The organism is Marinobacter sp. V34, assembly GCF_055524115.1.
The window spans coordinates 246,815-270,291 of record NZ_JBUPZY010000007.1 but is presented as its reverse complement, the minus strand read 5'-3'; the positions used below and the strand labels follow the sequence as shown (position 1 = coordinate 270,291).

At 55.7% G+C, this 23,477-nt stretch carries 22 protein-coding genes; 10 read left to right on the top strand and 12 right to left on the bottom strand.

Annotated elements, in window-relative coordinates; genetic code table 11:
• Positions 1–197 precede the first annotated feature (197 nt).
• Complete coding sequence (locus tag AC0B60_RS13655) at positions 198–479, bottom strand: hypothetical protein (RefSeq protein WP_465086364.1); 282 nt, start codon at positions 477–479, stop codon at positions 198–200.
• A gap of 167 nt (positions 480–646) precedes the next feature.
• Between AC0B60_RS13655 and AC0B60_RS13650 the strand changes: the two genes are divergently transcribed.
• Complete coding sequence (locus AC0B60_RS13650) at positions 647–1,690, top strand: IS110 family RNA-guided transposase (RefSeq protein ID WP_465086363.1); 1,044 nt, start codon at positions 647–649, stop codon at positions 1,688–1,690.
• A 470-nt stretch (positions 1,691–2,160) separates the two neighbouring features.
• Here AC0B60_RS13650 and AC0B60_RS13645 read toward each other — a convergent pair whose 3' ends face one another.
• From AC0B60_RS13645 to AC0B60_RS13625, 5 genes are all read right to left on the bottom strand, one after another.
• Complete coding sequence (locus AC0B60_RS13645) at positions 2,161–2,661, bottom strand: hypothetical protein (protein ID WP_465086362.1); 501 nt, start codon at positions 2,659–2,661, stop codon at positions 2,161–2,163.
• Between the two features lie 89 nt (positions 2,662–2,750).
• Entirely contained in the window at positions 2,751–3,485 is a 735-nt protein-coding gene (locus tag AC0B60_RS13640; RefSeq protein WP_465086361.1) for a hypothetical protein, read from the bottom strand.
• 100 nt (positions 3,486–3,585) lie between these two features.
• Positions 3,586–4,233: a hypothetical protein gene (locus AC0B60_RS13635; RefSeq protein WP_465086360.1), complete on the bottom strand. Its 648-nt coding sequence runs from the start codon at positions 4,231–4,233 to the stop codon at positions 3,586–3,588.
• Between the two features lie 297 nt (positions 4,234–4,530).
• Positions 4,531–5,220, bottom strand: a complete 690-nt coding sequence (locus tag AC0B60_RS13630; protein ID WP_292050022.1) for a TSCPD domain-containing protein — start codon at positions 5,218–5,220, stop codon at positions 4,531–4,533.
• A 28-nt stretch (positions 5,221–5,248) separates the two neighbouring features.
• Entirely contained in the window at positions 5,249–7,387 is a 2,139-nt protein-coding gene (locus AC0B60_RS13625) for an adenosylcobalamin-dependent ribonucleoside-diphosphate reductase (protein ID WP_465086359.1), read from the bottom strand.
• 586 nt (positions 7,388–7,973) lie between these two features.
• Here AC0B60_RS13625 and AC0B60_RS13620 point away from each other — a divergent pair.
• Positions 7,974–8,786, top strand: coding sequence for a DUF6160 family protein (locus AC0B60_RS13620; protein WP_465086358.1), 813 nt, complete (start codon positions 7,974–7,976; stop codon positions 8,784–8,786).
• Between the two features lie 50 nt (positions 8,787–8,836).
• On the opposite strand, the gene AC0B60_RS13615 is transcribed toward AC0B60_RS13620, so the two are convergent.
• The 3 genes from AC0B60_RS13615 to AC0B60_RS13605 all read right to left on the bottom strand — a co-directional run bounded on the left by AC0B60_RS13615 (position 8,837) and on the right by AC0B60_RS13605 (position 11,591).
• Positions 8,837–9,631, bottom strand: a complete 795-nt coding sequence (locus AC0B60_RS13615) for an ABC transporter ATP-binding protein (RefSeq protein WP_465086357.1) — start codon at positions 9,629–9,631, stop codon at positions 8,837–8,839.
• Positions 9,632–9,640: 9 nt separating this feature from the next.
• Positions 9,641–10,543 carry an ABC transporter permease gene (locus tag AC0B60_RS13610; RefSeq protein WP_465086356.1) on the bottom strand — a complete coding sequence of 301 codons (903 nt, stop codon included), beginning with the start codon at positions 10,541–10,543 and terminating at the stop codon, positions 9,641–9,643.
• A 61-nt stretch (positions 10,544–10,604) separates the two neighbouring features.
• Positions 10,605–11,591: an ABC transporter substrate-binding protein gene (locus tag AC0B60_RS13605; protein ID WP_465086355.1), complete on the bottom strand. Its 987-nt coding sequence runs from the start codon at positions 11,589–11,591 to the stop codon at positions 10,605–10,607.
• Between the two features lie 299 nt (positions 11,592–11,890).
• Between AC0B60_RS13605 and AC0B60_RS13600 the strand changes: the two genes are divergently transcribed.
• Both AC0B60_RS13600 and AC0B60_RS13595 read left to right on the top strand, forming a co-directional pair.
• A complete protein-coding gene (locus AC0B60_RS13600) occupies positions 11,891–13,558 on the top strand; it encodes an AMP-binding protein (protein ID WP_465086354.1) in 1,668 nt (555 codons plus the stop codon).
• Positions 13,559–13,630: 72 nt separating this feature from the next.
• Positions 13,631–14,116 (top strand): thioesterase domain-containing protein, encoded by a 486-nt coding sequence (locus AC0B60_RS13595; RefSeq protein WP_465086353.1) that lies wholly within the window; start codon positions 13,631–13,633, stop codon positions 14,114–14,116.
• A gap of 25 nt (positions 14,117–14,141) precedes the next feature.
• Here the strand turns inward: AC0B60_RS13595 and AC0B60_RS13590 are convergent, their stop codons facing one another.
• Together AC0B60_RS13590 and AC0B60_RS13585 are read right to left on the bottom strand one after the other, a co-directional pair.
• Positions 14,142–15,824, bottom strand: a complete 1,683-nt coding sequence (locus AC0B60_RS13590; RefSeq protein WP_465086352.1) for an ABC transporter permease — start codon at positions 15,822–15,824, stop codon at positions 14,142–14,144.
• 89 nt (positions 15,825–15,913) lie between these two features.
• Complete coding sequence (locus tag AC0B60_RS13585) at positions 15,914–16,927, bottom strand: Fe(3+) ABC transporter substrate-binding protein (protein ID WP_465086351.1); 1,014 nt, start codon at positions 16,925–16,927, stop codon at positions 15,914–15,916.
• Positions 16,928–17,123: 196 nt separating this feature from the next.
• Here AC0B60_RS13585 and AC0B60_RS13580 point away from each other — a divergent pair, with 196 nt between their 5' ends.
• From AC0B60_RS13580 to AC0B60_RS13570, 3 genes are all read left to right on the top strand, one after another.
• Entirely contained in the window at positions 17,124–17,396 is a 273-nt protein-coding gene (locus AC0B60_RS13580) for a PilZ domain-containing protein (RefSeq protein WP_465086350.1), read from the top strand.
• A gap of 14 nt (positions 17,397–17,410) precedes the next feature.
• A complete protein-coding gene (locus AC0B60_RS13575; protein WP_465086349.1) occupies positions 17,411–18,010 on the top strand; it encodes a hypothetical protein in 600 nt (199 codons plus the stop codon).
• Between the two features lie 180 nt (positions 18,011–18,190).
• Positions 18,191–19,498 (top strand): HD-GYP domain-containing protein, encoded by a 1,308-nt coding sequence (locus tag AC0B60_RS13570; RefSeq protein ID WP_465086348.1) that lies wholly within the window; start codon positions 18,191–18,193, stop codon positions 19,496–19,498.
• Between the two features lie 21 nt (positions 19,499–19,519).
• On the opposite strand, the gene AC0B60_RS13565 is transcribed toward AC0B60_RS13570, so the two are convergent.
• On the bottom strand, positions 19,520–20,656 hold the full coding sequence (locus AC0B60_RS13565; RefSeq protein ID WP_465086347.1) for an organic solvent ABC transporter permease: 1,137 nt from the start codon (positions 20,654–20,656) through the stop codon (positions 19,520–19,522).
• A 257-nt stretch (positions 20,657–20,913) separates the two neighbouring features.
• Here AC0B60_RS13565 and AC0B60_RS13560 point away from each other — a divergent pair, with 257 nt between their 5' ends.
• The 3 genes from AC0B60_RS13560 to queF are packed head-to-tail and all read left to right on the top strand — an operon-like array spanning position 20,914 to position 23,471.
• Entirely contained in the window at positions 20,914–21,861 is a 948-nt protein-coding gene (locus tag AC0B60_RS13560) for an ABC transporter ATP-binding protein (protein ID WP_465086346.1), read from the top strand.
• The gene (locus AC0B60_RS13555; RefSeq protein ID WP_465086345.1) at positions 21,858–22,631 is read left to right on the top strand and encodes an ABC transporter permease; all 774 of its coding nucleotides are present in this window, start codon (positions 21,858–21,860) and stop codon (positions 22,629–22,631) included. Before AC0B60_RS13560 ends, AC0B60_RS13555 begins: the two co-directional genes overlap by 4 nt.
• 21 nt (positions 22,632–22,652) lie before the next feature.
• On the top strand, positions 22,653–23,471 hold the full coding sequence (queF, locus tag AC0B60_RS13550; protein ID WP_465086344.1) for an NADPH-dependent 7-cyano-7-deazaguanine reductase QueF: 819 nt from the start codon (positions 22,653–22,655) through the stop codon (positions 23,469–23,471).
• Positions 23,472–23,477 lie beyond the last annotated feature (6 nt).

Below are 23,477 nucleotides of genomic sequence, written 5' to 3'. Positions count from 1 at the left end.
GCGTTCTGGTCGGGGTTGTAGGGCTTGAAGCGGGGCTTGGCTTTGGGCATCTGACGACTCCTTGTCCGTTTGCCTGATCCTAGCAAAACCGGGGCACGATTCGGAGTTTTTCTACAGCCTCAACGCTGAGCACAGCGGCGCCACGACAGTGGCGTCCGGTGGCCGTAGGCCACGTACTGCTGCGACTTGTTAAAAATTTATACCCAATTTGCGACGATCTGCAGGATAAAACCCAAACAAAGTACGAAAAGACCAATTTTCGCCACTTTTTCTCGCCTGGCTTCCCACTTTGCATATTCGTCAGTTGGTTGGACTTCACTTTGTTGGATAACACCCTTCTTCGGGTGAACCGCCAACCCCGCATCAGGTCGAAACTTGTCGCCGCCAAATTTCCTGAAAAATTCAAAACCAATCATTAGGGCACCAACTAGATCCAGAGCTAGGCCAATGGTACTTATTATTTCTGGGGTAATCTGCACAACTCTCCCATTACTTTTTAACGCCCGGCTCACGCGCCGATTTGGAGCCGCGAAGCGGCGGAAAATCGGTCGCTGTGCAGCCGATTGATACTGATTGAGCCTTCTCCCCAGCCCAGCGGTTGCCCGCTAAGCTGGAAGGCGACGAAGCACTACAAGGGAGAAGACTCATGAACTTTTACCATAGCACCCACCGCCATTATTGTGGAATCGACCTGCACGCCCGCAGCCTCTATGTCTGCATCCTCGACCAACAGGGCGAGGTGCTGCTGCACAAGGAGATCAAGGCCCAGCCTGAACCGCTGCTGGCGCTTCTCGATCCCTTCCGGGATGACCTGGTTATCGGCGTCGAATGCATGCACTGCTGGTACTGGATCGCTGACCTTTGTGAGGAACACGGCATTGCCTTCATTCTGGGCCACGCTCTGTATATGAAGGCTATCCACGGCGGTAAGACCAAGAACGACCGCATCGACTCCTTCAAGATTGCGATACTGATGCGGGGTGGTAACTTTCCGCTCGCGTACGTCTACCCTAAAGAAATGCGGGCTACCCGGGACCTACTCCGGCGGCGAACTCGAATCGTTCAACACGGAGCCATGTTAAAAGCCCACGTGATCAACACCACCAGTCAATACAATTTGCCTCCGAACCGGGTCAATCTGAAAAACCTTAATGCCCGCACTCAATTACACAACACATTCGAACACCCCGAAGTACAAAGGAATGTTGATCTGGATCTGGCCATTCTTCAGTTTTATCATCAGGAACTCAGCAAGCTGGAATGGCACTTGGAGCAACAAGCCAAACAACACGATCCCGCCTCGCTCAGCGTATTACGAACCATCCCCGGTGTGGGGCGCATCCTGGCACTGACCATCCTCTATGAAATCGGCGACATTCAGCGTTTCGAGTCGGTTCAAAAATTCGCATCCTATGCCCGATTGATCAAGTGTAAGGCGGAGTCTGCGGGTAAAACTTATGGCACCCAAGGCAATAGAATCGGTAATGCCCACCTCAAGTGGGCGTTTTCAGAGGCGGCGGTGTTGTATCTGCGGGGCAATGAAAAAGCGCAACGATACCTGCAAACACTTCAGAAACGTATGAACAAAGCCAAAGCCTTATCGGCTCTCGCCCACAAGCTGGGGCGCGCCACCTATTTCATGCTTAAGCATCGGAGGGTCTTCGATGAACAACGGTTCCTGACAGGTTAGTCACGCCACGGGATGAGTATGATGCCTAACTGGATCAGAAAGGATGATACTAAAAACCGGATGTCTGCTGACTGGCACGTGATGCCAAACCGGTTTTATATCACCGAGGCCGAAGCCAGTGCGACTTGATTAGCCATCCCGTGGGCGTGCCTTAATACCATGAGCCAGTGCGCTTACACCGGTCCTGAGCCTGAACCTAACTGGAGCCCAGCAGCCCGTCGCTTGAATAGTGCCAGTGGCCGGTTAACCGAATAATGTCTGGTGCCCCTGACCCACTGAAGGAACGACCGGTCAGGCCGTGGCCTAAAGCCACACTAAGAGAGCCCCTATATGTGTTTGCTGTGAGTGCCTGACAGCCCAACGAGACTAACGAAGCAGGCGTTCTCGCTCATGGGTTTAGATTGGCCGCTGGCGCGGCCAAAAAAACGACTATTGCCTATTGATTCCGAGAAGGCTCATATGTGTTAGCTTTATTGCCACTGGACGTTGTTTAGGGAATTAAGCACGGTCTCTATGCTTTCTTTGTACTGCATATTCCCCTCAACTGTCAGAAGCAAAGCCACCCGAGGTCCTACAGACCCGAATAGGCTGTAGAAGGCTGTGCCGTCGGTTGTCTCAGTTGAAATGCTCCAGACCGTGGAGCCATTGTCACTCTTCTCATTTTTCAACGGTTTGACGATTTTCAAATCCGGTTCGTTTGCGGCCTGCTGCATTGTGCCTGCTATATTTTCGTTGAACTCCTTTCTTATGCCTTCTAGGTCCTGGTCATTTCCTTCTCCAGAGATGCGATATGAAGAGACAACGAGATACTCGTCGTTTGGACCCACTAACTTGGCTTGGCTTGATAGCTCTTCAATTTCCCATCCAGATGGAAGTGAAAGCAAAAAGCTGTCTGTTTCGATTTGGACTGGATCAGCGGATGCGTTCATGCAAACCCCAAGAAATACTAATACCCATGCAATTTTCTCCATATTTCTCACCAAGCTAACGCCGCCAGCATGCGCGGCTTTGTAGTGGAGGCGAAGCCGCAACGAAAAAGCCGTCGCCGTGCCTGGCCTTGTTATTTGCTGGGATACTCTGAATGCCATCTTGGAGGATCACTCTGCATGTTCCTGATGAAATAGTCACAGACCTCTTTAGCTTGCCTGAAAGGTGCCTCTACTTTGAACAAAGCATGCCAAAGCGTGGGAATGTCGGGGCCTGAAGATCTGCGATCTTCTTTCTTCATATGAATTATTCGGTCACGTATTCGTTTTAACTTCACGAACCCTTCCCAGCACCGAGAACCCTTTGGCGAATCCACAGCGAGACAGTCAGGCAAAACATCTGACAGTTTTTCCCCAAGCGACAAATAGCGCTCAATGTCACGTTTTTTCATTCGCTCCAGTATTACGTCGCTTTTCCGATGCGCGTTGTAAATGAAGTCATCGGGGATTTTTTCATTAACGAAGGCTTCCAAAGCCGTGTGCGCCATTACAACCGATTCCATGACTCGCTCTAGATAATCGAAGGACTCGGCACGAGTCAAAAATGTCACTTCTGGTTTGATAGAGCGATCAATTTTTGAACTCTTGCGAATATCTTGCGCTTCTTCCCAAGATCGGCGTGAAGCATTAAGGAACAGTGCGGTCGCATTTGGTAAGGCGATGCAAACAACTTTTTTCTTGTTGAGCCTTGCCACTGATTGCCTGGTAACTTGGCTTCCCTTTCTCGCTATTTGGCCAGACGGTAGGCGAGTGTCTTCTGAAACAAAGAACACATCTTCCATCCGCCAATCATTGTCCGGCTCTTCCATAGTTCCTCGCTAGAAGGTCAAATAACGCTGAAATAAGCGGCGGCCCGACAGGGACGTCCGGTGGACGGCCGCCAGGCCGGGAACGAACTTAATTGACTGGTTAAACGATGCCCAACTCACGCCGCATTTCCCTGAAGATTTGCTCCTGAAGACCAATCAATTCTTGAGCTTCCGCAGAAGCTTCTTCTTGCATGAATTCTTGAACCTTTTGTTGCGCAGCCTCTGGCTGGGCTAAAAAAGTCGTCGCGTTCTCGTTCATCCAGCTCAGAAACGATACCGTTCTCTCCTGTACTTTTTCGAGAGCGGAGACGTAGGACTCAATCAACTCAAGCAGAGGCTCTCCGGCTTCTAGCCGTAGGCCATTCATTTCGTTTTTGAACATCAAAAACTGATCTGAAATATCATTCTGCAGGCTGAGCGTCTTTTTGATGTATTCGATCGTGTTCTCGGTCGATGGGTTCTCCAAAATCTTGAAGATTCCCTCCTGAAATCCGTCCATCAGCGCGTGCCGCTGCTCCAGCGAATAAGAATCCATAAGGGCAAAGTATTTCTTATACTGAGCCAGCTTTCCTTCATAGAGACGTTTCTTCTTATCCAGCTCGAAATCTAGATGGCTTTTCAGCTTGGCCAGATCTTGATCATATTCGTACTTAATAGACTGCCGAAGCCGCTCTTTGATCCAGAATGCCCCGATCACGTTTATCAGTATCGCCAACAATCCAGAGGCTGTGATCGTAGCTAGATCCATTTCTCTCCCTTACGTATAACAGCAGTTAGACCGACGTATCAGAGATTGCAAAAATTTGACCGCTTCGTTATTACGTTTCACGATCTAATCGATCCCCTAAAATACTCGCTAGAAATAGCCGTAAATCCAATAACTTGCAAAACAATACAGCCAAGTTGGTAGATTCTATACTGCGCAATCATGAAGCGGTCGCATTTCCGCAATCATAAATCGGTCAAATGATTCCACCGACCCAGAACAAAAAGGCCCGAAGCTTTCACACTCCAGGCCTTTCATCACTCACTGCAGTCAATCACCTCAACCACACTTACTATCCCCACAAGACAAACAAGTCGCACACCCATCCATCACAATCACCGCCTTGGTACTGCACTTTCCGCACATGGTGGCGTTGGGCGGGTAGTCGCCGGCTTTGTCGTCGTTCGTGGCCGTGGTGTGGCTGGCTTCGAATTCGGCGCGCTTTTCGGCGAGGATGCGTTTGGTGACTTCGCTCATTTCCTCGCTTTCGATCAGGCCGATGGCTTTCAGGTGCTTCTCGATCACGGCGCCGATTTCGGCAACGAGGGAGGGCATGAATACGCCGCCTTTCTTGAAGTAGCCGCCGTTGGGGTCGTATACGCTGCGCAGCTCTTCCACCAGGAAGGTCACGTCGCCGCCTTTGCGGAACACGGCGGAGACAACGCGGGTGAGGGCGATAACCCACTGGAAGTGTTCCATCGACTTGGAGTTGATGAACACTTCGTACGGCTGCCGGCTTTCGTGGTCGGTGCCTTCGTTGAGCAGGATGTCATTAATGGTGATGTACATCGCGTGCTCGGCCACCGGCGGTTTGATCTTGTAGGTGGTGCCCAGCAGGAAGTCCGGCCGTTCGATGTATTCGTTCATTTCAACCGGCTTGTGCTCCGGCTGCGCGGCTGGCTGGGCTGCTTCGGGGTCGGCTTTCTTTACGCGGTAGCCGACGATTTTGTTGCTGATTTTAACGGTCATGTTCGTTGTCCTGTGTCGGTTCCCGGGATCAGTATTTGCCGTAGGTGCCTTCTTTCAGCGCATCAAACAGGTTGGCGGCGTTGTGGAGCTCGCCGTCGTACTCTACCTGTTCGTTGCCCTTGAGGGTGACCTTGCTGCCGTCGTCCAGGGTGAATTCGTACAGTGTGTTTTCCAGGTCTTTCTCCTGAACCAGCACGCCCTGGAAGGCTTCCGGATTAAAGCGGAAGGTGGTGCAACCCTTCAGGCCTTTGTCGTAGGCGTACATGTAGATGTCTTTGAAGTCCGTGTACGCGAAATCCTGGGGCACGTTGGCGGTCTTCGAGATGGACGAGTCCACCCACAGCTGTGCCGCGGCCTGGATGTCCACGTGCTGCGCCGGCGTCACGTCTTCAGAGGTGGTGAAGTACTGGGGCAGGCGCTTGTCGTCTTCTTCGGAGAAGGGCATGGCACCTGGGTTGACCAGGTGGCGGTAAGCCAGCAGCTCGAAGGAGAATACGTCGACTTTTTCCTTGGTCTTGCGTCCTTCACGGATGATGTTTCGCGCGTAGTGGTGCGAGAAGCTTGGCTCGATGCCGTTACTGGCGTTGTTGGCCAGCGACAGGCTGATGGTTCCGGTGGGCGCGATGGAGGTGTGGTGCGTGAAGCGGCCACCTTTTTCGGCCAATTGCTCGATCAGCTCCGGCTCTACGCCGGCGATCTGCTGCATGTACTTGCTGTATTTGGCGTGCAGTACCTTGCCCTTGAGCTTGTCGCCCAGCTTATAACCATCCTGGGACAGCTGCGGGCACTTGCTAAGCATCTTTGGGGTTACTTCGAACTCGTCGTTCATGATCGGCGCAACGCCTTTTTCGTCGGCGAGGGCCAGGGACTGGCGCCAGCCTTCCACGGCCATCTCACGCACGGCGTCTTCGGTGAACTGTACGGATTCCGGCGAGCCGTAAGGCATGCGCAGCATGGCGAGGGTGGAACCCAGGCCGAGGATGCCCATACCGTGGCGGCGCTTGTAGGTGATTTCGTGGCGCTGTTCTTCCAGCGGCAGGCCGTTGATCTCCACCACGTTGTCCAGCATGCGGGTGAAGATGCCCACTACCTTGCGGTACTTCTCATAGTTGAAGCTGGCCTTGTCGGTGAACGGGTAGTCCACGAACATGGTCAGGTTCACAGAGCCCAGCAGGCAGCTGCCGTACGGGGGCAGGGGCTGCTCGCCGCAAGGGTTGGTGGCGCGGATGTCTTCGCAGAACCAGTTGTTGTTCATCTGGTTGACCTTGTCGATCAGGATGAACCCTGGCTCGGCGTAGTCATAGGTGCTGGTCATGATGGTGTCCCAGATGAACTGGGCTTTCAGGGTGCGGTAGATGCGGCACGCCACCTTGCCTTCGCCATTGACCACATAGCCTTTCTGGATCGGGAAGTCGCGGTACACGAACTGGCTGGCGTCGGATAGGTCCAGCTCTTCATCGGCGACTTCTTTCTCGGTAACAGGGAACGACAGGTGCCAGTCGTCGCCGTTGCGCACGGCTTCGATGAAGTCTTCGGTGATCAGCAGCGAGAGGTTGAACTGGCGCAGGCGGCCATCTTCACGCTTGGCCTGGATGAAGTCGATCACGTCTGGATGGTGTACATCGAAAGTCGCCATCTGGGCACCACGGCGGCCACCGGCGGAAGACACGGTGAAGCACATGCGGTCGAAGATATCCATGAACGACAGCGGGCCGGAGGTGGTGGCACCGGCGCCGGCCACGTAGGCGCCGCGGGGGCGCAGGGTGGAGAACTCATAACCAATACCGCAACCGGCTTTGAGGGTGAGGCCGGCTTCGTGGTTTTTCTCCAGGATGTCGTTCATGGAATCCTGAACGGAGCCGGACACGGTGCAGTTGATGGTGGACGTAGCCGGTTTGTGGGCTTCCGCGCCGGCGTTGGAGGTAATGCGGCCTGCGGGGATGGCACCGTGGCGAAGGGCCCAGACGAACTCCTTCTTGTATTTGGCACGGTCGGCTTTGTTTTCAACTTCGGCGAGGGCAGTGGCGACACGCTCGTACGTGGCTTCGATGTCCTTATCGACCGGTTCACCGGTCTTGGTTTTGAGTTGGTACTTGCTGTTCCAAATGTCCAGCGAAGCTTCCTGCATTGGAATTGTTGTTATCACGGCCTGTGCTTTTGCGTTCATTGCCACCCTCGGATGTCCGGTATGTCTATTGATGACCGCCGCAAACCGCAGCCGGCCATACCCCATGTGTCGTTAAGATGTCTCAGCCTGGAAGGCTGTTGTGCTTCAGATCTGGTGAAACACTAGATCTGGTGTTTTTCTAACCCGCTGTCCGCTCTGGAAAAGGCGCAACAGCGGGTTTTCAGGAAAGATGATCACCCGCGTTGTTTACTGGTGCGCCGCTTGTGGTAAGCGGGCCGAGAAAACCCTATATATGGGTGAATATGAGATTAGTATAACAGGATATAGTGGTCTGTGAATAAGAAGACAACTATAGATCGCGGCCCATTGCGAAAGAAAATCAATGGATGAATGCTTGAATATCCTGAAATGCCCGCAGATACGCCGTGTTGAGGCGTTTTACTTGAAACCACTAGATGTTGTGGTCAAAAACTGTGCAGCGAAAAACCTGAAAAAATGTTCATAAAGTCAGTTAAATGTGACCGGTGCACGTACCCGTTTTATACCTGTCGCTAAAGTAGTGATGTGGAGTCGTAAGAGGTAGTGGCCCACAGGAAGTGAAAACGACTATAAAAGGAACATAATAATGAAAGGCCTGAAACGAACACTGCTTGCGCTGGGCGTCGCAGGGTTACCTGCTGCCGCAATGGCAGACATTGTGATGCTGGACGACAGCGCGATGGGAAACATTACCGGCCAGGCCGGTGTGACCATTGAGCTGGAAACCAAACTGAACATTGATCGCTTCATCTACACCGATGAAGGGTCCATGGTCATCAACGATATCTCTGTAGGCGGCACCAACCGGACAGATATGTTCTCCGAGATGGGAACAAACCTGACCGGCGCCGCGCCCAGTGATCTCCTGGATAACATCCGCATCAACATCGACGTTGCCAGCGACGGCGATGCCATTATCAACATCCTGCCAATGACCTTTGGTGCGGTGGACCTGCGGATTGAAACAGGCCAGTGGAACCTGGCTGGCCCGTCTACTGGTACAACCATTCTGGATAACTTCCATATGGACGCGCTGATTGGTTCGGGAACCATTCGTGTGGATACCGCAACCGACGTGTTGAGCTTCCGTGCCGATCTCGCCATTGACGATATGGATTTCGATGTGCCGTTTCTGGCATTGGGCATTGAGGACCTGAGGTTGACCGGTGCGGATTACGACCTGTCTGCGCCCCAGCCGCTGGACCTGTTCGCCCGTGTGGAGATGGGTATCTATAAAACCGCGAACTCACAGGGTATCAGTAGCCTTGCCATTGAGATTCCGGAGTTCCGGGCGGATATGAGTATGGGCGGTATTATCGTTGGTGGTACATCAATAGGCAGTGTGTTTGTTGATGACCTGTCCATCACCAACACCCAGATGATCATTTACGGCCATTAACCGGGAGGCCATGCAGGAGGGGAGATTCTCCTGCATGGCCCTGGTTTCTCCTAGCCCAGCAGCAGGCTGTCGTCGTCCACTTCCAGCCCGCGCTGCTTCTCGAACAGCTCCAGCAGGTCTTTCACTTCCAGGCCTTCCCGATCCTTCCCCGCAATATCGAACACCACCTGGCCCTGATGCAGCATCACCGTGCGGTCGCCGACTTCCAGCGCCTGTTTCATGCTGTGGGTGACCATCAGTGCGGTGAGCTTCTGCTCTTCGATGATCTGCGTGGTTAGTTCCAGTACGAAGGAGCCGGTTTTCGGGTCCAGCGCGGCGGTATGTTCGTCCAGCAGCAGGATAGCGGAGGGTGTGAGGCTGGCCATCAGCAGGCTGACGGCTTGGCGCTGGCCGCCGGAAAGCAGGCCCATCTTGTCCCCGAGGCGGTTTTCCAGGCCCAGGTTGAGGGAGGACAGGCTGGATTTGAACTGGTCCAGGTAGCGGGCCTTCACCGCCGCGCTCAGCCCACGGCGCTGGCCGCGTTTGATGGCCAGGGCCAGGTTTTCCTCGATGGTCAGGCCTTCGCAGGTGCCCGCCAGGGGGTCCTGGAATACGCGGGCGACACGGCCCGCGCGTTTGTGGGTGGGCAGCTTTGTCACGTCCTGGTTGTCGACGATGATGTTGCCGCTGTCCACCATCACCTCTCCGGCAAGGGCGTTGAGGAAGGTGGATTTTCCGGCGCCATTACTGCCAATCACGGTGACGAACTCGCCCTGGTTGACGGTCAGGCTCATGCCCCGCAGGGCCGGGTTTTCAAGTGGCGTGCCCTTGCCAAAGGTCAGGGTCAGGTCGGTTGCTGTAATCATGCTTCCTCCTCAGGCCTTTTTGCGGGTAAACCGCGCAGCAACGGATGTGCGAACACCTGGCAGCACGATGGCCAGCGTGACCAACACAGCGGTGATCAGGTTCAGATCCTGGGCCTGAAGCCCGAGGAAGTCAGCATTCAGCGCCAGGGCAATGGCCAAGCGGTAGACGATGGCGCCGATCACGCAAGCAATCAGAGCCCGAAGCACGGTAGACGGTGTGAGCACGGCTTCGCCACCGATCAACGAGGCCAGGCCGATCACGATCACGCCAACGCCCATGGTGACGTCCGCAGCGCCCTGGCTCTGGGCAAACAGGGCGCCGGCGAGGCCCACCAGGCCATTGGAGACGGCAACCCCCAACACAATCATGGCGCCAGTGGCGATGCCTTGGGCGCGAGCCATTCGCGGGTTGGCGCCGGTGGCGCGCATGGCCAGTCCGGTTTCGGATTTCATGAAACGCCACAGCAACAACAAGCTCACCATCACCACGATGATGAACAACAGAACCGGCACTTGATGGTAGGCCAGACCAAGCTCATACCAGGGCGTGAGTACGGTTTCCTCGGTGAGCAGGGCAATGTTGGGCCGGCCCATGATGCGCAGGTTTACCGAATACAGCGCGATCATGGTGAGGATAGACGCCAACAGGTTAAGGATGTTGAGTTTGACGTTCAGCAGGGCGGTTACCGCACCGGCACCCATGCCGGCAATGACGGCCGCGCCTGTGGCCAGCCAGGGGTTAACCCCTTCAATGATCAATACCGCTGCTACGGCGGCGCCCAGGGGAAAGCTGCCATCCACGGTCAGGTCCGGGAAGTCGAGTACACGAAAGGAGAGGTAGATTCCGAAGGCGACCAGCCCGTAGATCAGGCCGGTTTCAATGGCGCCATAAAAGGCAATATTGCTAAGCATGGGATTGGGTCACCATAAATGAAAACGGGCAGCCCTTGTGAGGCCGCCCGTTAACAGTGGATTACTTGTCGCTGTTTACGACTTTTTTCGCGTCGCTGATCAGGTCGTCAGACAGGGTAATGCCCATACGCTCTGCGGCAGCGGGGTTCACGAACAGTTCCAGGGTGTCGACGGACTCGACGTCCAGATCACCGGGGTTGGCGCCTTCCAGGATGCGGGCCACCATGGCGCCGGTCTGGCGCCCGTGATCGTAATAGTCAAACCCGAGCGCGGCCACGGCGCCACGGCCGACGGTGGCGGTGTCAGCTGCGAAGACCGGAATGCTGGCGCGCTCGCCTACGGAAATGACCGCTTCAACGGCGCTGATCACGGTGTTGTCGGTGGTCAGGTAGATGGCGTCTGCCTTGCCCACCAGCGACCGGGCGGCGCCGAGCACTTCCGAGGTCTTGGTGGCGGCGGCTTTGACCAGCTCCATGTCACGAGCCTGCAGGCGCTCCTCAAGCAGCTCCACCAGCGCTACAGCGTTGGCTTCACCAGGGTTGTACACGGTGCCGATGCGTTTGGCGTCTGGCACCACGCGTTCTAGCAGGTCGAGGTGGCGCTCGATGGGCAGCATGTCGGTCACGCCGGTGATGTTGGCACCCGGCGCCTTCAGGCTTTTAACCAGCTTGGCGCCGACCGGGTCGGTCACGGCGGAGAATACCACCGGTGTCTGGCGCGCGGCGGCGGCCATGGTCTGTGCCGACGGTGTGGCGATGGCCACGATCACATCCGGGCCTTCACCCACGAACTTGCGGGCAATCTGTGATGCAATGGCGGCGTTGCCCTGTGCGCTTTCGTGCATGATGCGAAGCTGTTCGCCGTCTTTGTATCCCTGTGATTCAAGTTCGTCCCTGACGCCCTTGTAGACAGCATCCAGGGCCGGATGCTCGACAATCTGGGTGATGGCGACTACCCGCTGTTCGTCGCTCTGAGCAATGGCGGGTGTAATGGCCGCCATAGCCAGTAGGGCGGTGCCGATCAGCGTGCGCAGAATCTTGTTGGCCATAAACCGGTCTCCGGGTCTGTTCAGACTGTTTGGCGCGCCGGGAGATCGAACGCGCGTTTAATAAAGGGGCGGAAGTTTATCACAGGCTATTGGATTGATGGGTAAGGGAAGGTACCTTTTACAGGGATCTGGGCGGCGGTATGCCGGCTAAAAATACATGTGAAGTGGAATAGTTCTAGTTCCGTCACGTTTTGACGGTGACAGCTGTGGTGAAATAGGCTACTAAAGTCTAATTCAGTGCAGCCCTTACATAATAAAAACACCGATAACTCAAAAATAACACAACGCAAGGAAGGTCCATGGACACTACTGACAAACTCCCCCTGGATATGGTTTATCACTGGGAAAACGCCAAGGCGGACTCCCTGTATATGACTCAACCCATTGGCGACGGTAAGGTTGTCGAATACACCTGGAAGCGTGCGGTGGACGAAGCCCGCCGGATGGCGTCGTACCTGAAATCCCTGAATTTACCGGAGAAGAGCCGGGTTGGAATCATTTCCAAGAACTGCGCGCAGTGGATCATGTCGGATTGGGCAATATGGATGGCCGGCCACATCTCCGTGCCGCTGTATCCGACGCTGAACGCGGATACCGTGAACTACATCCTCAACCACAGCGAGTGCGAGGTTCTGTTTGTCGGCAAGCTGGATGACTGGGACATGATGAAGTCCGGCGTGCCGGAGTCCGTGCGTTGCATTTCCTACCCGCTGAGCCCGCCCAACGATTTTGATACCTGGGACGACCTTGTAGGCAAGTACCCGCCACTGGAAGAGAATATCCAGCGGGATGCGGATGAGCTGGCCACCATTGTGTACACCTCTGGCAGCACCGGCCGCCCGAAGGGCGTTATGCTGAGTTTCCGCAATATGGCGTTTGCGGCCGCCGGTGGCACCCAGGTGCTGGGCGTAGGCGCGGAAGAGCGCATGATGTCCTACCTGCCACTGGCGCATGTTTTCGAGCGCACGTTTGTAGAGCTGGGCTCGCTGTACTCCGGTTTCCAGCTTTTCTTTGCCGAGTCACTGGACACCTTTGTTCAGGACCTGCAGCGGGCGCAGCCCACGCTGTTCCTGTCGGTGCCCCGCCTGTGGGTGAAGTTCCAGCACGGCGTTCTGCAGAAGCTACCCAAGGAGAAGCTGGAAAAGCTGCTGAAGATTCCGTTGCTGAACAAGGTGATCAAGAAGAAGGTGCTCAAGGGGCTGGGCCTGAGCAAGGTCAAACTGGCTGGCAGTGGCTCCGCACCGCTGTCCAATGATGTATTGGACTGGTACCGCAATCTGGGGCTGGAGCTGCTGGAAGGCTACGGCATGTCCGAGAACTTTGCCTATTCCCATATGAACAAACCGGGCCGTTCCCGCACCGGCTATGTCGGTGAGGCGATGCCCGGCGTGGAAATGAAAATCAGCGACGAGGGTGAGGTACTGGTGAAGAGCCCGGCGACGATGATGGGCTATTACAAGGATGAGGAGAAAACCCGCGAGACGTTCTCCGAGGACGGTTTCCTGAAAACCGGCGATAAGGGCGAAATTGACGAGATGGGCCGCTTGAAGCTGACCGGCCGCATCAAGGAAATCTTCAAGACCAGCAAGGGTAAGTACATCGCCCCGGCGCCGATTGAGAACCGCCTGATGTCTCACGAGGCCATCGAAATGGTGTGTGTCTCCGGGGCCAACCAGACGCAACCCCACGCGCTGGTGATGCTGGGCGAGGAGATTCGCCCGAAGATGGCCGATGAGGCATTTCGCAAGGACATCGAGGCCAGCTTCAAGCAGTTGATTACGGACGTGAACAAGACCGTGGACCCTCACGAGCAATTGGCGTTCATTACCGTGGTGAGCGATGAATGGTCCATTGAGAACAGCTTCCTGACACCCACGCTGAAACTGAAGCGTAATGTGGTGGAGGATGCTTACCAGAAGAATGTGGACACTTGGTACGCCAAACGAGAGCCGGTTATCTGGCAGTAGAGAAAACCGACGTAAGTCGCATAGGGAAAGCACTGAAACGGGCATAAACTGAAGACATATTCAGGAGGGAATATGACTCAGTTAGCCCGATTTCAGAAACGCATTCATGACATGATTCCGCTCTCGGAAGCTTTGGGTGTGGAGCTGGTTTCCTATGACGGCCATGCGTTGTTGGTCAGCGCTCCGCTGGCCCCCAACCACAACCATCAGGGGACTGGCTTCGGGGGTAGTGTCTACTCAGTTGCGGTGATTTCCGCCTGGGGGTTGGTTGAGTTGGTATTGACCGACCTGGGATTAGCCGGAAACGTGGTGATCCAGGTAGGTGAGATCGAGCACATTGAGCCTGTAGACACGAACTTCTTCGCCCTGTGCCGCCTCCCCGGCGGTGAAGTCCCTGACCGATTCCGAAAAAGCCTGGCCCGCCATGGCAAGGGCCGGCTTTCCCTGATTGCTGAAGTTTATTGCGGCGAACCCACCACGGAACCCGTTGGAGAACCTGTTGCGGTTTTCCAGGGCCGTTTTGTGGTTCAGGGCGCGCATTCTCGTTCGGTGATCTAGCGAATCCCGGCTGAAACGGCGCGCGTCAGCTAATGGCCCGGGTGTCGGAAATGGATTTGCTCATGAGGATGATCGGAATGATGCCTGCCAGCACGATGATCAGTGCCGGCAGGGCGCTGTGGGCCAGTTTCTCGTCAGAGGCAAACTGATACACATAGGTGGCCAGGGTTTCAAAGTTGAACGGCCGCAGAATCAGTGTTGCGGGCAGTTCCTTCATGCAGTCCACAAACACCACCAGTGCCGCCGTAATCAAGGTGCCCCGCAACATCGGTAGGTGAACCTTCAATAATGTGTTGCCCGGTGAATGGCCCAGGGACCGGGAAGCCATGTCCATACTGGGCGTAATTTTTTGCAGGGCACTTTCCACACTGCCGGCAGAAACCGCCAGGAATCGCACGGTATAGGCGAATACCAGCGCAAAGGCAGTACCACTAAGCAGCAGCCCGCTGCTGACACCGAAGTTGTCCCTCAGGATACCATCCACCCAATTGTCGAAACCTGCCAGCGGCACGATCACACCCACTGCGAGTACGGCACCGGGCATGGCGTAGCCCAGGCTGGACAGCCGCATCATCACACGCATGCCCCGGGTATTGTGCAGGCGTCGGCTGTAGGCAAGGGTGACGCCAATGACCAGTGTAGTCAGTGCCGCCGTACCCGATAGGAACAGGCTGTTCAGGGTGTTGCGAACGAAGTCCGGGTTCCAGCTCTCGTCGAAGTATTCCCAGGCATAGTGACCAAGGGTGGCGGCTGGCAACAGGAAGCCGAAGATCACTGGAACGACGCAGACGGCCACACAGACCAGCTGGCGCGGGCGTGAAAGGGTAAAGCGGCGGATTGGCTCGCGGTTGTCCCGCGCTGCAAACTGTTGCTGTTTACGGCGGGAATATCGTTCCAGGGTAACCAGGATAACGACAAAGGCCAGCATGGTGGTGGCAATCTGCGCGGCGCCGCCCAGATTACCCAGGTTCATCCAGGTGTCGAACAGGCCCGCAGTCAGCGTTTGTACCGCGAAGAAGTCCACGGTGCCGAAATCGTTCAGGGTTTCCATCAGTACCAGCGACAGGCCGACTGCAACGGCCGGCCGGGCAATCGGTAGGACCACCCGGAAGAATGTGCTTATGGCGGAATGCCCCAGGCTACGGCTAACCGCAAACAGGGAAGGGGATTGCTCCAGGAACGCCGCCCGTGCCAACAGGTACACATAGGGGTAGAGCACCAGGCCTATCATCAGGGTGGCGCCTTCCAGGCTGCGGATTTCGGGGAACCAGTAGTCGGCGGCGTTGTGCCAGCCAAACCAGTCCCTCATGGCAGTTTGAACCGGCCCGGCGTAATCCAGAAGGCTGGTATACACATAGGCGATGACGTAGGCCGGGACGGCAAAGGGAAGCAGCATGGCCCATTCAAAAAACTTGCGGCCGGGAAAGTCGCACATGGTGACCGCCCAGGCGGTGGCGAGGCCGATAACCAGCGTGATGAACGCCACGCCGGCCATAAGTTGGAGTGTGGTGACCAGATAGCGGGGAAGCGTAGTGTCCAGCAGGTGGGGCCAGATATTTTCTTCCGGAAACAACGCCAGGATAAGCACCGACAATACTGGAAGCGCCACAATGGCGGTGGTCACCGTGGCGGTGATCAGCCAGCGTTTCGAGGTCCGTTTTGCCAGCAGGGGGTAACTCGCCCCGGTCTGTTCAATGGCCTCGGACATAGGTTTCCTTCGGGTGAATTGGGAATTAGGGTGCGGATTGTACAAAAAAGCCGGGACCTGAGTCCCGGCTTTTTCAATACATGGCGGATTTAGTTGTCGTAATCGACACGATCAACCATTTTCACCGCAGCACTGCGGTTCTCGGCGATTTCCTGGAGAGACAGGTCGTCCGGATTGATTTCGCCCCACTCAGCGACCATGCCGGAGGGTTTTACGTCAGGGTTGGCTGGGTATTCGGTGTTGGCCTCGGCGTAAATCTGCTGCGCCTTGGGTTCTGACAGGAACTCCATCAGGCGAATGGCGTTGTCACGGTTGGGCGCACTTTTGGTCAAGGCGATACCGCTGATGTTGATGTGAGTGCCGCGGCCAGCTGCGTTGGGGAACACCAGGCGGACGGACTCGGCGGCTTCGCGCTGGTTTTCGTCGTTCAGCATGTTGCCATAGTAGTAGCTGTTGCCAATGGCAATATCGCACTCGCCGGCATGGATGGCCTTGATCTGGTCACGGTCACCGCCTTGGGGCTTGCGTGCCAGGTTGTCTTTCAGGCCCTCAAGCCACTCTTCGGTAGCTTCTTCACCGTGATGGGCAATCATGGATGAGAACAGCGCGATGTTGTAGGGGTGCTTGCCGCTGCGGGTGCAGATGCGGTCATCCCACTCTTCATCGGCCAGTTGCTCGTAGGTGGTGATGTCGCCTTCTTCAACACGTTCCTTTGAGGCGTAGATCAGCCGGCCGCGGGTGGTCAGGGCAAACCACTTGCCGTCAGGATGACGCAGGTTCTGTGGGATGTTGTTCTGCAGGGTGTCGTTTTCTACGCCTTCGACGAGGTCGCGCTCGACCAGCTCGTTGATGCGGGAGATGTCCACCGTCATCACCAGGTCCGCGGGGCTGTTGCGTCCTTCACGCTCCAGACGCTCGGCCAGGCCTTTCTTGGCGAAGACCACGTTGGTTTCGATGCCGGTTTCTTCCTGGAAAGCATTCAACAGCGGTTCCAGCAGGTAAGCCTGGCGGTAGGAGTAGATATTGACCTCGCCGTCGGCGCTGGCCTGCAGGGGTAGCGCACAGGCCGCTGCTATGGCCGTCGCCGCAAGTTTCATTTTCATGATAGGTATTCCTTTTTGGTTTTGGGTAAGGGGTGATCTTTTGAGGTGTAGTGAGACGTAATGGTAGTTAACAATGCCAACTATTCTTATTTGTGTTGCGCTGACTGTCAATACGCCGTTGCCAACTTATCGCGGAAATGGTGTTATGCTTCGGAAGACTATAAAAACTATGTAAAAAGTGGTGGGCTTACAGATTATGGCTGGGAATGATCGAAGAGTGCACGGTCGTACTGCAATGAGTGCGAAGGTTCGGGTTATCCATGAAGAACTTGGTGAATTCGTGTTCTCAACCAGGGACATTTCCGATGGCGGCGTTTTTGTTGTCGTCGACACCGAACCCTTCACACCGTCGATCGGTGACAGTGTTCAGGTTCAGGTGCAGGGCCTTCCAGTGCCTGCACCCGTGCTGGATATGGTGGTAGTGCGTAAGACCAACGACGGTTTTGGCCTACAGTTCGCGGATCACTAAACGGTTTTGCCTGAATGACATTCAACAGACCTTTTTTCCTGATACGGCTTGTCGTCATTGTTCTTCCGCTTGTCCTGAGTGGGTGCGCGTCCTACTACACGCACTATACGGTATTCCCAGCCGAGAACTCGGCTGGCGAGGGGCGCCAGGTAAAGTTGACGTGGCAGACTGCCGAATACCCCGGCTGGTGGGTGGCGGATAACCAGTCCACACCCATTACCGTTGAAACCCAATGCAGTGACCGTGAATGGCGTTTGGTGGATGACAGTCATGAAGGCTCCACCAACCAACCCTGTGGTGAAGGTATCCGGGCCTGTGGTCGCGAGGGGATGGACCGTGTCGCCCGCACGGGAGCGTCAGCGGCTGGCAAGCATTGCATGACGATCAACGCTGATGATCCGGCGGCACGCATCGCCGACATTGGTTCTTCACTGGATCTTCTGGTGTCCTGTGAGCCCCTCAAGACCGTTCGTGGTAGTGGTGATGATGCCGAGAACATCGACTATCTCAGGGCTTCAACAGTGCCTTACACCATCTATAGTCGAAAATCCCCCCGTGGATCACTCAACGCCCGGCCGCCGGAACTGGATGATTCTGTTTGTGACGACGAATAGCTCGGTAACGACGTGTCGGTAATGTGAATGGTGTCACATTGCTACACTTTGTTTCCTGATGGTAGTTTCGGTTACTCCCTGTCGCATTCCGGTTACTTCTCGCTACATAAATGTAATGGACTCTTTCTGAGCGGACGTCACAATAGTGATTATCGATTCGTGCACGTGTAGAGGTGTCCCGTGGGAGTCCGCCAAAAGAAAATTGCTGTACACGATCTGGAGATTGGCATGTTTGTGTCTGATCTCGATCGCCCGTGGCATCAGACTCCTTTCCCTATCCAGGGTTTTCACATTCGCTCGCAGGATGACGTCCGTTCGCTGGTTACTCACTGCAAGTGGGTGATTATCGATGAGGCCGAGGTTCGCGAGGCTATCGAACAGGCCAAACCCGGAAAGCGTGTCTTCAGCCGCCCGGCCAAACGCTCCGGTCATGAGCGTGAATCGGTCCAGTTGCCGCCGCTCAATATCAAGGAGCCGGTTAAGTACGATTCTGTAACGACCATGCGTAAAGAGCTGAAGGTGTCCAAGAAGCTGATGATCGATGCAGAGGCATCGCTGAATCAGGTTTTCGAGGCTGTTCGTCAGCACGAAACGCCAAACCTTAGAGGGGTGGCGATTGTCACCCAGAAAATGGTGTCCAGCGTTGTTCGCAATCCCGATGCCATGTTGTGGCTCAGCCGCACCCGTCACCATGACGACTATACCTACCGACATTCCCTGAACACAGCTGTATGGGCATTGGTCTGTGGTCGTCAGTTGGGCCTGAATGAAGGTCTTCTGAATCACCTTGGGTTGGGTTGCCTGCTGTCTCAGGTTGGCAAGCTGGACCTTCCTGCGCGTATTCTTGCGAATGAGGGCAAGCTGGATTCCGAGGACTTCTCTGTGTATCGCACCTACGTCGAGCGCGGTGTTGCGAAGCTTGCAGACAGCGGCTTATCCCGGGCGGTTCTCAGTGTTGTGCAGGGCCACCGCGAGCGGCATAACGGGTCCGGTTTCCCGGAGGGTGTCCGGGGCGACCGAATTCCACTGCTGGCCAAGGTAGCGGGGCTGTCGGAGTATTTTGAGACGCTGATTGGCCCGCGGGCGTCGGCGGAACCCATGACGCCGGCCCGCGCGGTGACACTGTTGTATGAGATGCGCAACATTGAATTCCAGGAAGACCTGGTGGAGCAGTTTATCCAGGCCATTGGTATTTACCCTACCGGAAGTCTGGTTGAACTGAACGATGGCCAGCGGGGTATTGTAGTTTCTCATGCGCCGGAGCGTCGGTTGTGGCCGAAGGTTATGGTGATGACAGGCTGTGACCACCGGCCGTTGAAGTCCGCCCGGATTGTAGACCTTGCAAAATACAACGAAGGCCGGGGCGCGCACGACACCCTGACAGTGGCTGAGTGCCTGCCCCATGGCACGGAAGGGTTGAATCCGGAGCACTACGACGTGACCGGTGCGGAGTCCCGCTGGAACCTGTCACGGATTGTCGGCGCCTGATCCGCTCCGATTATTGAGCGATTATCGAATAAGTACTCTGAGCTGTTTCTTCACCCATCGGTAAGTACCTTCGGGGCGGAAGTTCACCAACAGCTCGGATTCTCCACCAGGTTCACCCGCAACAAAATACTCCACCGACGCTGACTGCCAATCGAATGAATGCACCACCACATCCTGATTGCGGGTGCTGATGGCTTCGATGGTGTCCAGTTGTGGCTGATCGGCTATTTTGCGTACCCGCACAGTTTTGATGGCAGTATCCGAGGCGGGGAATTCCGCCACATAATCGTCCAGGTAATAACGATTGGCCAGTTGGGTGGTGATGGTGTCCAGTTCCCGCGTGAGATAACCCTCAGCGTCCTCGACATCCACATCCTCCAGGCTGCGGACGGCGTTGAGAATGCGGTCACGTTTGTTTTCCAGGTCCTCTTGATACTCGACGTCTTCGTCGCGGTCGTCTTCTTCGTCCGGGCGAGGGTCCGCGTTGGCGATTTCCTCTTCGGTGGGTGGGTCTTCACAAAGCTCATCGTCGGCTGGGTAGAAGCAGATGCTTTGCAGCAACTGGTTGGCGGGAGACGGCGAGTTGCCACCTTCCGCGAAGTCGTTTTCGGGAACGTTGAAGTCGATCGGCCCGTCCAGGTTGGGTAGCGCAGCATTCAGTTGGGTAATGACCCGGTCCCGAATGTCGATGCCCTGGCCATTGGAGAGGTTCAGGCTCCAGTTGAGCGCCAGTAGAAACCGCGTCAGGTTGATCAGGGTAACGTCGTTCTGGATCAACTGCTGCTCTGTCAGTCGGTGGTTATGCAGTCCTTCGTCGGTGGTGCCAGGTATCTCTACTGCTGCACGCAGCTCAGGGAAGAACTCCAGAGGGGTAACAATGGACCGCGCGGGAATCCCATCCGCCAGTTGCAGGTTGCCGACGCGAAGGCTGAGCCGTTCACCGGGGTAATAGTTAAAGCGTCCGTTGGCGTTGGTGGTGCCGTTGCGGCTGGCTGTGGAATAGGTAAGCCCGGAGATGCCCGCCGGCATGATCTGTCCCGTGCGTGAGCCGTCATCTCCGCCACTGCCGTCGCCACTGAAGCACCCGGCCAAAATCACCGTTAGTGCTAAAGGGCAGATCAGAGACGGCAATGCGGATGTGAAGTGAGCGGATCTCATGGTGGCGCGTACATTCCCTGGTGTTCGGTCGGTGGTGCAAGACCTTTTGTAAGTTGTTGTAACCGGCATTATAAGGAGGGCGTTGATGCCATATCGGGAAACCTGTCGCAGTTTGGGGTTTTAATAGGTATGGCGGGATTGCGTCGCACGACTTGAATTTCTCTTTCCGGACCACCACTTATAGTTTTTGTTTTTTCTATTCCATAATCGGCTGCGGCAAAAGCATTGCTGGCGGCCCCTGCAGCTCTGGATTCACTATGACCAACGCACTTGAAATCGAAGGTCTGGTCAAGACCTATGGCGACGGCTTCCAGGCCCTGAAAGGGATTGATCTGCATGTCGCCGAAGGTGACTTTTTCGCCCTGCTCGGACCCAACGGGGCAGGGAAGTCCACCACTCTCGGCATTGTTTGCTCACTGGTGAATAAAAGCGCGGGAAAGGTTCGAGTATTCGGATCTGACATCGATACCCATCTATCGGACGCCAAACTGAACTTGGGCGTTGTGCCCCAGGAATTTAACTTTAACCAGTTTGAGAAGGTGTTCGACATCGTTACCACCCAGGCGGGCTATTACGGCATCCCCCTGAAGAAGGCATCGGAGTCCGCCGAAAAGTATCTGCGCCAGCTTGGGCTCTGGGACAAACGCGACACGCCGGCCATGATGCTGTCGGGGGGGATGAAGCGGCGGCTGATGATTGCCCGGGCGTTGGTGCACGAACCCAAGCTGCTGATTCTGGATGAGCCTACGGCCGGGGTGGATATTGAGTTGCGCCGCTCCATGTGGACGTTCCTGGAGGAGATGAACCGACAGGGCACCACCATTATCCTGACCACCCACTACCTGGAGGAAGCGGAAGCCCTGTGCCGCAATATCGCCATCATCGACCACGGCAAAATCTTGCGCCACACCAGCAAGCGGGCGTTGCTGCAGCAGTTGAGTTCGGAAACCTTTGTACTTGATACCGCGGAGCCGCTTGAAAAAGCTCCGGTGCTTGACGGGTTCTTCAGTCACCTGGATGACGAGGGCGCGCTATTGGTGGATGTGGAGAAAGGCCAGAGCCTGAACGGCATGTTCATTCAGCTGGAAGAGCAGGGCGTGCGTGTAGTCAGCATGCGTACCAAGGCCAACCGACTCGAAGAGCTGTTTATCCGTATGGTTCAGGACAACAACCCCCGTAACGCCAAACAGGGAGAAAGCGCATGAGAACGGATGCGATGCTGACCGCATACAAAACCATCGTGACCCGTGAAATCCGTCGCTTCATGCGAATATGGCCACAAACCCTGTTGCCGCCTGCGGTCACAATGACGCTGTACTTTATTATTTTCGGCAACCTTATTGGCTCCCGTATTGGGGTGATGGGTGGCTTCGATTATATGGCGTTCATCGTTCCGGGGTTGATCATGATGTCGGTGATCACCAGCTCCTACGCCAACGTGGTGTCTTCGTTTTTCTCCATGAAATTCCAGCGCAGCATTGAGGAGTTGCTGGTGTCACCCGTACCCAACTGGGTGATCCTTGCCGGTTATGTGACTGGTGGCATGTCCCGAGGGCTGGGCATTGGATTGATCGTAACGCTGCTGTCCCTGGGCTTTACGCAATTGTCTATTCACCATCTGCCGATGGTGATCCTGACGGTGTTTCTGACGTCGGCGCTGTTTTCGCTGGGTGGCTTTATCAACGCCATGCTCGCGACCAAGTTTGATGATATTTCCATTGTGCCAACCTTCGTTCTGACACCGCTGACGTACCTGGGCGGGGTGTTTTACTCCATCGACCTGCTGCCGGGTTTCTGGCAAGGCGTGTCGATGATCAACCCGATACTCTACATGGTGAATGCCTTCCGCTATGGCATTCTGGGCGTGTCGGATGTTAATCCCTACGTTGCCCTTGGTATGATTCTGCTGTTTATTGCCATTCTGTCTGCCGTTTCCCTGCGCATGTTGTCGCGCGGTAAGGGCATACGTCACTGATGACCGATTCCAGGATTGATCATGTCCCTTATTGATGCCCCGCTGGGCAAATCCAGCGACTACCCGGATGCCTACGATCCGCAACTGTTGTTTCCCGTGGCGCGGGAGGAAAACCGTCGCCGTATCGGCCTGGAAGATGGTCGCTGGCCCTGGTTCGGGGAAGATCTGTGGCAGGCCTGGGAAATTTCCTGGTTGCGCAACGGGGGCGTGCCGGCGGTGGCCTGGGCGGAAATTCGCGTGCCTTCGGCGTCGCCGTCCATTATTGAGTCCAAATCCCTCAAGCTGTACCTGAACTCCCTGAACCAGACGGTGTTTTCCTCCGTCGATCAGGTCCGGGACGTCATTGCCCGTGACCTCTCCAGCGCCAGCGGTGCTGCGGTGCATGTAGACCTGCACAGTGTTGATCAGGGTGCGAGGGCGGTCGGTCGGCCCGAAGGTTTTGTGCTGATCGACGACGAGAATGTGGAATCCGTGGGCTACGACTACAACCCGGATAGCTTGCAGGCCACTGGTGATGTGGTATCGGAGAAACTGTGCTCGCACCTATTAAAAAGTAACTGCCCAGTGACAGGGCAACCGGACTGGGCAACGGTGTTGATCGATTACACCGGCCCGGCGCTGGATCGGGCAGGGCTGCTGCGCTACGTGGTCAGTTTTCGCCAGACGCAGGACTTCCATGAACATTGTGTGGAGACGATGTTTACCGACCTGATGGCCCGTTGCCAGCCGCAAAAGCTGTCGGTTTGTGCCCGTTATACACGGAGGGGTGGTTTGGATATCAACCCCTGGCGCAGCACTGACCCGGAAGAGGCGGTGGGGCCAAGGTTGATCAGGCAGTAGGCGTAG

Excerpts from the sequence above, each read along its gene's own strand:
- AC0B60_RS13650 (WP_465086363.1), top strand. The coding sequence starts at position 647 with ATGAACTTTTACCATAGCACCCACCGCCATTATTGTGGAATCGACCTG.
- AC0B60_RS13645 (WP_465086362.1), bottom strand. The coding sequence starts at position 2,661 with ATGGAGAAAATTGCATGGGTATTAGTATTTCTTGGGGTTTGCATGAAC.
- AC0B60_RS13640 (WP_465086361.1), bottom strand. The coding sequence starts at position 3,485 with ATGGAAGAGCCGGACAATGATTGGCGGATGGAAGATGTGTTCTTTGTT.
- AC0B60_RS13635 (WP_465086360.1), bottom strand. The coding sequence starts at position 4,233 with ATGGATCTAGCTACGATCACAGCCTCTGGATTGTTGGCGATACTGATA.
- AC0B60_RS13630 (WP_292050022.1), bottom strand. The coding sequence starts at position 5,220 with ATGACCGTTAAAATCAGCAACAAAATCGTCGGCTACCGCGTAAAGAAA.
- AC0B60_RS13625 (WP_465086359.1), bottom strand. The coding sequence starts at position 7,387 with ATGAACGCAAAAGCACAGGCCGTGATAACAACAATTCCAATGCAGGAA.
- AC0B60_RS13620 (WP_465086358.1), top strand. The coding sequence starts at position 7,974 with ATGAAAGGCCTGAAACGAACACTGCTTGCGCTGGGCGTCGCAGGGTTA.
- AC0B60_RS13615 (WP_465086357.1), bottom strand. The coding sequence starts at position 9,631 with ATGATTACAGCAACCGACCTGACCCTGACCTTTGGCAAGGGCACGCCA.
- AC0B60_RS13610 (WP_465086356.1), bottom strand. The coding sequence starts at position 10,543 with ATGCTTAGCAATATTGCCTTTTATGGCGCCATTGAAACCGGCCTGATC.
- AC0B60_RS13605 (WP_465086355.1), bottom strand. The coding sequence starts at position 11,591 with ATGGCCAACAAGATTCTGCGCACGCTGATCGGCACCGCCCTACTGGCT.
- AC0B60_RS13600 (WP_465086354.1), top strand. The coding sequence starts at position 11,891 with ATGGACACTACTGACAAACTCCCCCTGGATATGGTTTATCACTGGGAA.
- AC0B60_RS13595 (WP_465086353.1), top strand. The coding sequence starts at position 13,631 with ATGACTCAGTTAGCCCGATTTCAGAAACGCATTCATGACATGATTCCG.
- AC0B60_RS13590 (WP_465086352.1), bottom strand. The coding sequence starts at position 15,824 with ATGTCCGAGGCCATTGAACAGACCGGGGCGAGTTACCCCCTGCTGGCA.
- AC0B60_RS13585 (WP_465086351.1), bottom strand. The coding sequence starts at position 16,927 with ATGAAAATGAAACTTGCGGCGACGGCCATAGCAGCGGCCTGTGCGCTA.
- AC0B60_RS13580 (WP_465086350.1), top strand. The coding sequence starts at position 17,124 with ATGGCTGGGAATGATCGAAGAGTGCACGGTCGTACTGCAATGAGTGCG.
- AC0B60_RS13575 (WP_465086349.1), top strand. The coding sequence starts at position 17,411 with ATGACATTCAACAGACCTTTTTTCCTGATACGGCTTGTCGTCATTGTT.
- AC0B60_RS13565 (WP_465086347.1), bottom strand. The coding sequence starts at position 20,656 with ATGAGATCCGCTCACTTCACATCCGCATTGCCGTCTCTGATCTGCCCT.
- AC0B60_RS13560 (WP_465086346.1), top strand. The coding sequence starts at position 20,914 with ATGACCAACGCACTTGAAATCGAAGGTCTGGTCAAGACCTATGGCGAC.
- AC0B60_RS13555 (WP_465086345.1), top strand. The coding sequence starts at position 21,858 with ATGAGAACGGATGCGATGCTGACCGCATACAAAACCATCGTGACCCGT.
- queF (WP_465086344.1), top strand. The coding sequence starts at position 22,653 with ATGTCCCTTATTGATGCCCCGCTGGGCAAATCCAGCGACTACCCGGAT.